We start from the raw sequence: 12,838 nt of genomic DNA on the forward strand, positions 1-12,838 counted from the left end.
GGCAATTCTAGCAGTTTTTACCCGCCACATAGCCGGATGACCACGCCCACTGAAAGTTATATCCCCCCAGCCAGCCGGTGACATCCACCACCTCGCCGATAAAATACAAACCCGGAACCTCCCGCGCCTCCATGGTTTTGGATGACAGGGCCCTGGTAGACACGCCACCTCGCGTGACTTCGGCCTTCTTGTAGCCCTGGGTGCCATTGGGCTTGATGCGCCAGTGGTGTAGCTGCTCGGCCAGTTGCACGCGCTTCTTGGGTGTCAGCTCTTTCAGCCGTACATGGCAGCCCTGCCGCGCCAGCCAGGCCTCGGCAAAGCGCTTGGGCCAGCCCAATTCCGCCAGCGCATTGCTGAGCAGCTGATCGCTACCCTGCCGCTCCTCCAGAAAGGCCAGCGCATCGCAATCGGGCAACAGGTTGATCACCACATCCATACCTGGCTCCCAATACGAGGAAATCTGCAAGATGACCGGGCCTGAGAGTCCCTTGTGGGTAAACAGCACCTGCTCACGGAAGCGGCCCTTGCCGGCACGCACTTCCACATCCAGCGACACCCCAGCCAGAGGGGCAAAAGCTTCGGCATCTTCGACATGAAAAGTCAGCGGCACTAGGGCCGGATTCAGGCTGGTTACTGGCAAGCCGAACTGCTCGGCGATGCGATAGCCCAGCGGCGAAGCACCAATTTGCGGAATGGACAAACCGCCAGTGGCCACGACCAGCGATTGCGCCTCAAAACGCCCCAGCGAAGTATCCAGCACAAAACCACCAGCCATGCCTGCACTCACCGCCTGCACCGTAACACCCATCTGGCGCTCTACCCCACCCTGACGACACTCGGCATCCAGCATGTCGATGATTTGCTGGCTGGAATCATCACAAAACAGCTGACCCAGCTTTTTCTCGTGGTAGGCAATACCATGTTTTTCCACCATTGCCAGAAAATCACGCGGGCCAAACTGTGCCAGCGCAGAGCGGCAGAAATGGGCATTTTCTGACAGATAGCACTCGGGCCGGGCTGCATTATTGGTGAAATTACAGCGACCGCCACCAGAGATACGGATCTTCTCAGCCAGCTTTTCTGCATGATCCAACAGCAAAACCTGCCGCCCATTCTGGCCGGCGACTGCAGCACACATCATGCCGGCAGCCCCGGCCCCCAGCACGATGACGTCAAATGACTTATTCATTTTCTTACTTTACTTATTTAGTCAACTATTGGCGATTAACAGGCGATTCCAGTACACTTGGGCATACAGCATTCCGCTAGATTCGGCTTACGCAATTCTGCAAGCCCAATTCTCAACAAGGAGAGCATGATGGAACACAAACTGCCGGAACTGCCATACGCACTGGATGCGCTGGCCCCCCACATCTCCAAGGAAACCCTGGAATTCCACTACGGCAAGCATCATCAGACCTACATTACCAACCTGAACAACCTGATCAAGGGTAGCGAGTTCGAAAACGCTTCGCTGGAAGAAATCGTCAAGAAATCCTCCGGTGGCATTTTCAATAACGCTGCTCAGGTATGGAACCACACCTTCTACTGGTTTGGCCTGGCCCCGAATGCCGGTGGCGAACCGACCGGCGCACTGGCAGATGCCATTAACGCCAAATGGGGTTCCTTCGAAGAATTCAAGAAGGCCTTTACCCAGACTGCCGTTGGAACCTTCGGCTCTGGCTGGGCCTGGCTGGTCAAGAATAGCGATGGCTCACTTGATCTGGTTTCCACCAGCAATGCCGCCACTCCTCTGACCACAGACAAAACCCCGCTGCTGACCTGTGATGTATGGGAGCACGCTTACTACATCGACTACCGCAATAGCCGTCCGAACTACCTGGACAGCTTCTGGAAGCTGGTGAACTGGGATTTTGCCGCCAAGAACTTTGCAGCCTAAGCAGGCTAAGTTCTAAGCAAGGGCCTTACGGCCCTTTTTTATTGCCCCATCGCTATCGGGACAAACAAAAAAAGCCGACCATAAGGTCGGCTTTTTCTTAAGCCAATTACTGCTCGCTCTGATCATTCAGCTGTTGCTTACCCAGCTTGATCGGATATTTCTGGCGCAAGGTTTCCAGATAACTGCCCAGCTGATTGCGGGCGGTCATCTGCTCCATCGCCGCAGCCAACTGAGTACGCTCCGCGTCACTCACCGCGGCACCCGCCGCGACGCTAGCAATCTGGTAGATGGCGTAGTCACCGTTGTCATGCTTGCTTCCGGCAAAGGCAGGCAGCGGGCTTGCCGCCACCGAGAATACTGCCCGGACATCAGCAGTCGGCATCGCTCCCGGATTACGGCGGGACACAGGCTGCAACTCACCCCACTTAGGCGCTTCCACGGCCTTGCCTGCCTTCAGCTGAGCCAGCAAAGCCTGACCCTGCTTTTCGGCCAGCTTGGCACCTTCGGTCGCAATCAACTCAGCCTTGATCTGTTCACGTACCTCGGCCAGCGCTTGCTGACGTGCCGGCTGATGGTCGGCCACACGCACCACTACCAGGTTGCCGCCACCAATATCCACCGGCTCACTATTGTGCTTCTTCTTCAGCACATCATCGCTGAAAGCAGCATCCAGCACCTTGGCATTGGCCAGGGCCGGATCTGCAGATTTCTTATCGCGAGACAGCCAGTCTGAATGCTTGATCTCTAGCTTCAGCGCATCTTGCACGCCCTTGAGCGAATCCGCCTGCTGGTAAGCCACCTCAGCCAGTTTGTCCGACATGCTGCGCAACTGGCCAGCGGCCTTCTGCTGCTTGAGCTTGGCTTCAACCGCACTTCTCACTGCAGCAAAATCAGGCTGCTTGATCTCGTCCAGCTTGATGATGTGATAGCCAAACTCGGTTTCCACCACTTCGCTGATCTTGCCCGGCTGCATGCGGAATACCACATCATCAAACGGCTTCACCATCACACCATGGGCGAAGAAACCCAGATCACCACCATTGGCAGCCGAGCCAGGATCTTGCGAGCGGGACTTGGCCAGTTCGGCAAACTTGCCCGGATCAGCACGCAATTGCTTGAGCAAGGCCTCAGCCTCTGCCTTGACCTTGACCTTGTCTGCCGGCTTGGCATCCTTGGCAACGGTCAGCAGGATGTGCGAGGCACGACGCTCTTCGCCAGACAAATCCGCCTTGTTCTGTTCGTAATATTGCTTGACTTCGGCATCGCTCACCGTCAACCCGGCAGCAACGGCTTGCGGGGACAGCAACACGTAGTCGAGCTTGACCGCCTCGGCACTGCGAAAACGCTTGGCGTTGGCATCATAAAATGACTGCAGCGCCTTATCATCGGTCTTAACCTGCGCCGCAAAATCGGCAGGCTTGAGCAGGACCTGGCGAACCTGACGCTCTTCAGCCATCAGGCTACCCAGGCGCTCTACCATGCTGCGCGAGACAAACCCGGTACCAGCAAAGTTATTGATCTGGTTTTGCAACATGATGTCGCGACTGATCTTGGCTTCAAAAGCCTCAGCCGACATATTGCGTGCTGCGAGGAATTCCTTGTAGCGGGAAGCGCTGAACTGGCCGTTTTCCTGCAACTCCGCAATGCCGGCAATGACCTTGCGCAATTGCTCCGGCGTGACCACGGCACCGCCATCATGCGCGGCAGCCAGCAACAGGTTTTGGCGGATCAGGTCATCCATGGCTTGCTGACGGGTTGCCGCATCGCTGGGCTGCCCTTCCAGCACCCGGTCCAGATCACGCTTATAGATCTTGGCCGAGCCAACCTTGGCCAGATAAGGGTCTTCCACGGCGGAGGAGTAGCTACCCACACCAAAGCCGACAAAAGTCAGCGCTACCGCACCCAGAATGACTTGAATGGCAATTTTATTATTCTGAACAAAATCGAACATGGCGATATCGGCGCAAGCCACCCCATTGGTAAAAAAAAAGGTGAACGACTGAATACGTTCACCTTTTCTGTAGATTCTGGCGGAGTGGACGGGACTCGAACCCGCGACCCCCGGCGTGACAGGCCGGTATTCTAACCAACTGAACTACCACTCCAAACTTTGGTGGGCGTTGACGGAGTCGAACCGCCGACATTCTGCTTGTAAGGCAGACGCTCTACCAACTGAGCTAAACGCCCGCTATAAAACCTCGCCGTTATCGCTAACGACAAGGTTGCAAATTATAGCGCGTCTTTCAGTGCTTTGCCAGCACGGAACTTCGGAGAACGTGCAGCCGGGATCTTGATGGTTTCGCCAGTCTTCGGGTTGCGACCGCTGCGTTCAGCGCGCTCGCCAACATAGAATGTACCAAAACCTACCAAAGTCACGGTGTCGCCCTTTTTCAGAGCATCGGTAACAGCGGCAACCATACCATCCAGTGCCTTGGCAGCTGCAGCTTTGGAAATATCGGCTTCAGCGGCGATTGCATCAATCAGTTCAGACTTGTTCACGTAAGTCCCCTTTCGTCGTTCTTCGGTCTACGTAATTCGGATAAAAACCGCTTGCTTTATAGCAAGGCTAAAATCCTTGTGTCAAGCGGCTTCCAGCGGAATATTGCCATTTCGCAAACCCTGCTGGAAAGCGCTAGCGGCCCGGTAAATTCACTACTGCTGCAACATACTGATTTTTAATGCGTCATTACGGATACACCAGCTGCGCCTTCCGGCGCGGGGTGCAACTCGTCCGGCTTGGCTTCCTCAGGCAAAGGCTCCGGCTGGCGCTCCAGCGCCAGAGCCAGTACCTCGTCGATCCACTTCACAGGATGAATTTCCAGCTTCTGCTTGATGTTGGTGGGGATGTCCACCAAGTCTTTGGCATTGCCATGCGGAATAAGCACATGCTTGATCCCGCCACGATGCGCAGCAAGCAGTTTTTCCTTCAGACCACCAATCGGCAGAACCTCGCCACGCAGGGTGATTTCACCCGTCATGGCAACATCAGAGCGTACCGGAATTCCCGCCAGAACGGAAACTATCGCGGTCGTCATGGCGATACCTGCACTCGGTCCATCCTTGGGTGTCGCACCCTCCGGCACATGAATGTGCATGTCATGTTTTTCATGGAAATCCGCTTTGATTCCCAAAGCACGCGAACGACTGCGCACCACGCTCATTGCCGCAGTAATCGATTCCTGCATCACCTCACCCAACTGCCCGGTGCGGATGATATTGCCCTTGCCCGGCAGCGATACGGCCTCAATGGTCAGCAACTCGCCACCAACCTCGGTCCACGCCAAGCCGGTGACCTGGCCAATACGGTTTTCCTGCTCGGCCACACCATAATCAAAGCGGTGCACACCCAGATACTTGTCCAGGTTCTTGGCATTGACCGTCACCTTGGCAGCCTTGTTCTTACCCAGCAAGGTACCGGTCACCACTTTACGGCAGATCTTGGCGATCTCGCGATCAAGGCTGCGCACACCCGCTTCCCGGGTGTAATAGCGCACGATGTCGCGCAAGGCCGACTCCTGCAGCACCAGCTCGCCCTCCTGCACGCCATTTGCCTTGATCTGCTTGGGCACCAGGTATTTCAGGGCAATATTAACCTTTTCGTCCTCGGTATACCCAGCCAAGCGAATGATTTCCATCCGATCCAGCAAAGCATGCGGAATATTGAGGGAGTTGGCAGTTGCCACAAACATGACATCCGACAAATCGTACTCAACTTCGGCGTAGTGATCGACAAAGGAGTGATTCTGCTCCGGATCCAGCACTTCCAGCAAGGCGGATGATGGGTCACCGCGGAAATCGGCCCCCATCTTGTCTACCTCATCCAACAGGAATAGCGGATTCTTCACGCCGACCTTGCTCATGTTCTGCAAGACCTTGCCGGGCATGGAGCCGATATAGGTACGACGATGACCACGAATTTCCGACTCATCACGCACGCCACCCAGCGCCATGCGCACGAACTTGCGGTTGGTGGCACGAGCGATGGACTGCCCCAGTGAGGTCTTACCTACCCCTGGCGGCCCTACCAGGCAGAGAATCGGTGCCTTGAGCTTGTCGACGCGCTGCTGCACTGCCAGATACTCGAGAATGCGTTCCTTGACCTTCTCCAGGCCGAAGTGATCCTCATCCAGCACGGCCTCGGCATTGCCGACGTCCTTGTTGATCTTGGTCTTCTTCTTCCAGGGCAGTTCCAGCAAGGTGTCGATGTAGTTGCGCACCACAGTGGCTTCGGCCGACATCGGTGACATCATCTTGAGCTTTTTCAGCTCGGCACTGACTTTGTCCTTGGCTTCCTTGGGCATGCCAGCCAGACGAATTTTCTTTTCCAGCTCGTCCAGGTCGCTGACTTCATCAATATCACCCAGCTCTTTCTGGATGGCCTTGACCTGCTCGTTCAGGTAGTACTCGCGCTGGCTCTTTTCCATCTGGCGCTTGACGCGGCCACGGATGCGCTTTTCCACCTGCAGGATGTCGATTTCGCCTTCCAGCTGGGACAGCAGGTGCTCCAGACGTGCCCGCACGTCGAACATCTCCAGCACTTCCTGCTTTTGCTCCAGCTTGAGCGGCAGATGGGCCACGATGGTGTCAGCCATGCGACCGGCACGTTCGATACCAGCCAGCGAGGTCATGACCTCGGGCGGAATTTTCTTGTTGAGTTTGACGTATTGCTCAAACTGCGCCAACAGGGCACGGCGCATGGCTTCGGACTCAGTAGAGTCTTCGCCATCAGCGGCCAGCGGCGTAATGGTGCCAACAAAGCAGCCGCCGTCTTCGGCCACCTGGCTGATCAGCGCACGCTGACGCCCCTCGACCAGGACTTTGACCGTGCCGTCAGGCAGCTTGAGCATTTGCAGGACAGAAGCGATGGTGCCGATGCCATACAGATCGTCAGCCTCGGGTTCGTCCTTGGAGGCGGAGCGCTGAGCGACTAGCAGCACCTGCTTGCCTTCATCCATGGCGCTTTCCAGCGCACGGATCGACTTGGCTCTTCCGACAAACAGCGGAATGACCATATGGGGGAAAACAACCACATCCCGGAGCGGGAGCAAAGGCAATGTGGTTTCTTCGCGGAGTTCTGCGGGTTGGGGCATATCACCTAACCTTGCGTACGTGAAACAATGCATGAAAGATGGGGCATGCACGCTGAAAATCAACACCCCATACTAAATCAGTTTGGCGACAACACAAAAGAAAAACCGCCCATGACGGGCGGTTTTCCATCACAGCTGAAAAGCTCAGGCTGACTGGACTTCGTCCCCTTTGTCGCGATAGATGAACAAAGGCTTCTCGCCTTTTTCGATAACCTTTTCATCTACCACTACTTTTTCAACATTTTCCATGGACGGCAGTTCGTACATGGTATCGAGCAACACCCGCTCGAGAATCGAACGCAGACCACGTGCACCGGTCTTGCGAATCAAAGCCTGCTTGGCAATGACACGCAAGGCTGACGAACGGACTTCCAGCTCAACCGACTCCATCTGGAACAGACGCTGGTATTGCTTGATCAGCGCATTCTTCGGCTGGGTCAGAATCGTGACCATAGCCTCTTCATCCAGCTCTTCCAGCGTAGCCACCACTGGCAGACGGCCGATCAGCTCCGGAATCAGACCAAAGCGGATCAGATCTTCCGGCTCGGCCTCCTTGAACAGGGCCGAGGTCGACTTGCTGTCATCCCGAGAACTGACTTCCGCACCAAAACCGATACCGCCCTTTTCCGAGCGACGACGGATGATCTTTTCCAGACCATCGAATGCGCCACCGCAAATGAACAGGATATTGGTGGTGTCAACCTGGATAAATTCCTGGTTGGGGTGCTTGCGCCCGCCTTGCGGCGGAATGGAAGCCACCGTACCCTCGATCAGCTTGAGCAATGCCTGCTGTACGCCTTCGCCCGACACGTCACGCGTGATGGACGGATTCTCGGATTTGCGCGAAATCTTGTCGATTTCATCGATGTAGACAATGCCGCGCTGGGCTTTTTCCACATCGTAGTCGCACTTCTGCAGCAGCTTCTGGATGATGTGTTCGACATCTTCCCCCACATAACCGGCTTCGGTCAGCGTGGTGGCATCGGCAATCACAAATGGCACATCCAGCAGGCGTGCCAGCGATTGCGCCAGCAGGGTCTTGCCGGAACCGGTAGGACCTACCAGCAGGATGTTGCTCTTGGCCAGCTCGACTTCGTCCTTGTCGCCCGCCGGGGTGTACAGCCGCTTGTAGTGGTTGTACACGGCAACGGACAACGTCTTCTTGGCAAAATCCTGACCGATGATGTACTGGTCCAGATCCGCGCGGATTTCCTGCGGCGTGGGCAGTGCGGTGGCGGTACCGGTGGCATCACCGATTTCGCCAACTACCTTTTCCAGTTCTTCGCGAATGATGTCATTGCACAGCTCGACGCATTCATTGCAGATGAAGACCTGGGGACCGGCGATCAGACGCTGGACTTCATGCTGGCTCTTGCCGCAGAAAGAGCAATACAGAAGTTTTTCGTTGCTGTTTTTATCAGCCATTAGCTAGTTCCACTGCTTACGCCGTAACATCCTTGCGGGAGGTCAGCACTTTATCAATCAGACCGTACTGGCGGGCTTCTTCGGCGGACATGAAATTGTCACGCTCGGTATCGGCCTGCAGACGCTCCATGGTCTGGCCGGAATGCTTGGCCAGCAGCTCGTTCATCTTGCCTTTTACCTTCACCAGCTCACGGGCATGGATTTCGATATCGGTCACCTGGCCGCTCAGACCACCGCCATACAGCAGCGGCTGGTGAATCATCACGCGGCTATTGGTCAGGGCAAAGCGCTTGCCCTGGGTGCCTGCCGACAGCAGGAAAGCACCCATGCTGGCAGCCTGACCGATACACAGCGTGGAAATATCCGGCTTGATGAAATTCATCGTATCGTAGATGGACATACCCGCCGTGATCGAACCACCTGGCGAATTGATGTAGAAGTAGATGTCCTTGTCCGGATTTTCCGACTCGAGGAACAGCATCTGCGCCACAACCAGGTTGGCCGATTCGTCGGTGACGGGCCCTACCAGGAACACGATACGCTCCTTCAGCAGTCGCGAGTAGATGTCATAAGCGCGTTCGCCACGACCACTCTGCTCCACTACCATGGGCACCAGGCCCAGCCCTTGCGGTTCAATCATCGATTTCATCGACCAACTCCGTTTGTGTCGTTATCAGGCGTTGCTACCCATCAGGGCATCAAAGGACAATTCTTCTACTTCAACCTTGGCCTTGGACAGAACGAATTCCACCACATTGTCTTCCAGCACCATGGAGGTCGGGCCTTCCAGACGGTCGGCGCTGGCGTAATACCAGGTCAGGACTTCTTCCGGGTGCTCGTAGCTGTCGGCGAACTCTTCGATCATTGCCTTTACTTGTTCCGGCTTGGCTTCCAGCTTGTTGGATTCAACCACTTCAGCCAGGATCAGGCCCAGAGCCACGCGGCGCTCTGCTTGCTGGGCAAACAGTTCCGGCGGGAAAGGCATGTCTTTTACGTTCATGCCGCGCTGCTGCATGTCACGCTGTGCCTGCTCGATCAGACGGCCGATTTCCAGCTGCACCAGTGCCTTGGGCAGGGTGATTTCGGTAGCGTCCAGCAGGGTCTGCATCACGGCTTCCTTGGTGCGAGCCTGCAGACGGCGCTTCACTTCACGCTCGACGTTCTTGCGAATTTCAGCGCGCATTTTTTCCACATCGCCATCAGCAATGCCCAGCAGCTTGGCGAACTCTTCGTTCACTTCCGGCAGGGTCGCTTCGGCAACATTCTTCACGGTGATTTCGAAGACGGCGGTTTTGCCGGCAACGTCCTTACCATGGTAGTCAGCCGGGAAGGACACTTCCACGTTCTTGACTTCGTCTTCCTTCATACCGGTCACGCCGGTTTCGAAGTCGGCCAGCATTTGGCCCTGACCCAGTACGAAGGGGAAGTTCTCGGAAGAACCGCCATCGAACAGCACGCCATCGATGCTGCCCTTGAAGTCGATGATCACGCGGTCGCCTTCGGCTGCGGCGCGCTCAACGCGGTTGTAACGGGTACGCTGCTTGCGCAGGATGTCGATGGTTTTGTCGATTTCGACATCGGTCACCGGGGTGGCCGGCTTTTTGACTTCCTTGTCGGCCAGTTCGCCGACCTTGACTTCCGGGTACACCTCAAAGGTAGCCGCGAACTTGAAGTTCTCGACATCACCCTCTGCCGCTACCGGTTCAAAACGCGGATAGCCGGCAACACGCAGCTTCTGTTCGCTGACTGCACTGTAGAAACCTTGCTGAACCTGTTCGCCCAGTACTTCTTCACGCACTTGCGCGCCGTAGTTTGCTTCAACGATTTTCAGCGGAGCCTTGCCCGGGCGGAAACCTTGAATCTTGGCAGTACGTGCCACGCGCTTCAGGCGCTCGGTGACTTGGGCATCAATGGCAGCCATCGGCAGAGCGATGTTCATGCGGCGCTCAAGATTGCTCAACGTTTCCAGTTGTACTTGCATGTTCAATCCTTAACTAGTCATCTGAATACGAGTTCGGCCTTTGCGCGAACATTTCGTATTTTGGAAAACAGGTGAAACCCTTGGGAGGCTTCGGCTCTATATGGGGCCACAAGCCCCGGCTACAAGTGCAAGCCCTGCTGCATTTGCGCAGCAACGATCAGGCCCGCATCCCATTGCGAAAACGCGCAGTATAACATGCACCCTGTTTTTGTATGCAGGCGAATCGCGGCGCAAATGCTTGCCCACGCTGGGCTATAGCAATGATCGACGCTGCCGGGAATAGACATTGCACACCTACCGACGGGCCGGCCAAGCAAGCTCGGTGATTTTCTCCGGTTTTCACTATGCTGAATAAACAGACCATGAATTATCTGGATGAGCCACCATGGGCCTACCCCATCAATCGACCCGCAAAATACCGCCCATTGGCCTTGCCATGGCGTGGCAATGGATCAGCGCAGGCGTAGATCCCGCGCTCAACGGCACATTACGGCGGCGGCAGTACATTACCAATGCAGTCCCGGCTCTGGTACTGCTGATGGTGCTGTTTTACTACCTGCTATTTCTCACATTGGGTAATCGCGAACTGGCACAATCCTGCTTGGCAGGAATGCCCATCCCCGCGACTGGTATAGCTTGGTTCCGCTGGCGGCAGGCCTGTGGCAAACCTCCGCACTACTGGAAAGCCTGCTTCATCTGCCAGACCACGGTACTGGCGGGCATTCTTGGCGGCCAGGGCACACTGTTCGGCTCGCACTTCTATTTCTTGCTATTTTTCCTGACCGCGCCACTCATCGTCCCCATCAATGATCGCCTTGGCATGACGATTGTTTGCGGCGTCTGCCTGGGATGGTTCTCATTGTTCGAGTTCATGCAATGGCCAGCCACGCCCACCGTACAGAGTCTGGGCCCCACCATTATCAGCATACTGAATCTGGGTGTGCTGTTATCGGGCTCCATCATCCTGTTTATCGCCCTGCTGGCCGGTGAACACTTTTCAGACGCACTGGTAAACCGCATCCAGATAATGGCCAGTACCGACATGCTGACCGGCCTAGCCAATAGACGCGCCTTTTATGCCCGACTGGCGCAATTGCAGTATCGCCACCAGTTGGAGCAGCAACCATTTTGCCTTGCCATGCTGGATATCGATTTTTTCAAACGTATCAATGACAACTACGGCCACGATACCGGCGACAAAGTGCTGCATCACATCGCCAGCCTGTTACAGCACAAGGTACGACCACAAGATCTTGTATGCCGTATTGGCGGGGAGGAGTTTGCCATTCTGCTGCCCGACACCATGCTGGATCAGGCATTCACCATGTGCGAGGCCATCAGGAATACGATTGCCAGCTCTCCATTATCCAATGGAGCCAGTAATCTGCACGCCACCGTCAGCCTGGGGCTAGCCCAATGGCAAATGGACGACAGTGAACAAGCCTTTTTAGCCGCTACTGACAAGGCGCTCTATGCTGCGAAGCATGCTGGCCGCAACGCCGTTCAACAACGTCGCCAAACCGCACCCGCACTCTAGACAGCATGCAGCCGGGCGGCACATATCCACGCCAACCGCTGATTACAACCCTTACCGCCTTGACAAACTGCCTACCCACTACCTGGCTCAGTCAAATCGGGCCATAGCAATCATTTCAGCACTCTGCATAGTCAGCGCGCCACCACGCCAGTCGCCATACCAGTCAAGCCGCTTAACACCAGCCAGCCGCAATTGCCCGGCAATGGCAGCATGCGACATAAAACGCAATACGCTGCGACTGCACAGCCGAACATCAGCACCCTGAAAATGGTAGTGGGTATCGAAACAAACCAACTCATCGTCAACATCCTGCAGCGCATGCCACACCACAAGCCGCTCACCATCAGCCAGGGCAAGTTCCTGACGCGACTGTTTGGACGACCAACGTTGCCACGGCGTACTCGCCGGATTGCGACTTTCAAACATCAGCACGCCTCCCGGCCGCAGGTGTCGACGCACGGCACCTAGCATTTCCTGCACGGCTTCATCCGTTAGCAAGCACTGAAAGGCATGGCCCGTCATGAGTGCAACATCGAAACGAGCATCCAGCGGCAAGTCTGCTGCCGTACCACCAAGCCAGCAGACCTGTCCGCCACCACGGCGGGCACGAGCTACTTCCAACATCGCCGCTGCAGGATCGATCCCCGTAACGGAATGCCCCAACTGCGCCAAGCGTACCGCCAGCACCCCGGTGCCACAGCCGATATCAACAACAGCCCTGCTCTCAGTACCTATCTGCTCGGTATAAAACAGATGATCGGCGCACCCGGCATTCAGCACATCGTATAGCGCGATCAGCCGAGGGTCGGTGTACAAAGCATTGATAGTGGTGGTTTGCATTGGACTCCGCCCGTGAGACTAAATCACGCGACAAATATACCGCGCAAGACAAAAAATGGGGCGTG

Annotated in this window: 10 protein-coding genes and 2 tRNA genes; 2 read left to right on the top strand and 10 right to left on the bottom strand. The window is 55.9% G+C overall.

Annotated features, from left to right (window positions below; genetic code table 11):
* Window positions 1–7: 7 nt before the first annotated feature.
* A complete protein-coding gene (locus tag H2Z84_RS14135; protein WP_181836524.1) occupies window positions 8–1,189 on the bottom strand; it encodes a BaiN/RdsA family NAD(P)/FAD-dependent oxidoreductase in 1,182 nt (393 codons plus the stop codon).
* Between the two features lie 129 nt (window positions 1,190–1,318).
* Between H2Z84_RS14135 and sodB the strand changes: the two genes are divergently transcribed.
* Window positions 1,319–1,900, top strand: coding sequence for a superoxide dismutase [Fe] (sodB, locus tag H2Z84_RS14140; RefSeq protein ID WP_124643499.1), 582 nt, complete (start codon window positions 1,319–1,321; stop codon window positions 1,898–1,900).
* A 106-nt stretch (window positions 1,901–2,006) separates the two neighbouring features.
* Here the strand turns inward: sodB and H2Z84_RS14145 are convergent, their stop codons facing one another.
* From H2Z84_RS14145 to tig, 8 genes are all read right to left on the bottom strand, one after another.
* Window positions 2,007–3,851, bottom strand: a complete 1,845-nt coding sequence (locus H2Z84_RS14145; protein ID WP_181836525.1) for a SurA N-terminal domain-containing protein — start codon at window positions 3,849–3,851, stop codon at window positions 2,007–2,009.
* Window positions 3,852–3,928: 77 nt separating this feature from the next.
* Window positions 3,929–4,005: transfer RNA gene (locus H2Z84_RS14150), tRNA-Asp, on the bottom strand.
* Between the two features lie 6 nt (window positions 4,006–4,011).
* A tRNA-Val gene (locus H2Z84_RS14155) sits at window positions 4,012–4,087 on the bottom strand.
* Between the two features lie 42 nt (window positions 4,088–4,129).
* Window positions 4,130–4,399: an HU family DNA-binding protein gene (locus H2Z84_RS14160; RefSeq protein WP_043572292.1), complete on the bottom strand. Its 270-nt coding sequence runs from the start codon at window positions 4,397–4,399 to the stop codon at window positions 4,130–4,132.
* Between the two features lie 176 nt (window positions 4,400–4,575).
* Entirely contained in the window at window positions 4,576–6,990 is a 2,415-nt protein-coding gene (lon, locus tag H2Z84_RS14165) for an endopeptidase La (RefSeq protein ID WP_181836526.1), read from the bottom strand.
* Between the two features lie 144 nt (window positions 6,991–7,134).
* Window positions 7,135–8,415 carry an ATP-dependent Clp protease ATP-binding subunit ClpX gene (clpX, locus tag H2Z84_RS14170; RefSeq protein ID WP_181836527.1) on the bottom strand — a complete coding sequence of 427 codons (1,281 nt, stop codon included), beginning with the start codon at window positions 8,413–8,415 and terminating at the stop codon, window positions 7,135–7,137.
* A gap of 16 nt (window positions 8,416–8,431) precedes the next feature.
* Window positions 8,432–9,064, bottom strand: coding sequence for an ATP-dependent Clp endopeptidase proteolytic subunit ClpP (gene clpP / locus H2Z84_RS14175; RefSeq protein WP_181836528.1), 633 nt, complete (start codon window positions 9,062–9,064; stop codon window positions 8,432–8,434).
* A 24-nt stretch (window positions 9,065–9,088) separates the two neighbouring features.
* On the bottom strand, window positions 9,089–10,396 hold the full coding sequence (gene tig / locus H2Z84_RS14180) for a trigger factor (RefSeq protein ID WP_181836529.1): 1,308 nt from the start codon (window positions 10,394–10,396) through the stop codon (window positions 9,089–9,091).
* A gap of 385 nt (window positions 10,397–10,781) precedes the next feature.
* Between tig and H2Z84_RS14185 the strand changes: the two genes are divergently transcribed.
* On the top strand, window positions 10,782–11,933 hold the full coding sequence (locus H2Z84_RS14185) for a GGDEF domain-containing protein (RefSeq protein WP_220272842.1): 1,152 nt from the start codon (window positions 10,782–10,784) through the stop codon (window positions 11,931–11,933).
* 87 nt (window positions 11,934–12,020) lie between these two features.
* Here H2Z84_RS14185 and H2Z84_RS14190 read toward each other — a convergent pair whose 3' ends face one another.
* Window positions 12,021–12,773: a class I SAM-dependent methyltransferase gene (locus H2Z84_RS14190; protein ID WP_181836531.1), complete on the bottom strand. Its 753-nt coding sequence runs from the start codon at window positions 12,771–12,773 to the stop codon at window positions 12,021–12,023.
* Window positions 12,774–12,838 lie beyond the last annotated feature (65 nt).

Source organism: Aquitalea aquatica, assembly GCF_013911085.1.
GTDB classification, from domain to species: Bacteria; Pseudomonadota; Gammaproteobacteria; order Burkholderiales; family Chromobacteriaceae; genus Aquitalea; species Aquitalea aquatica.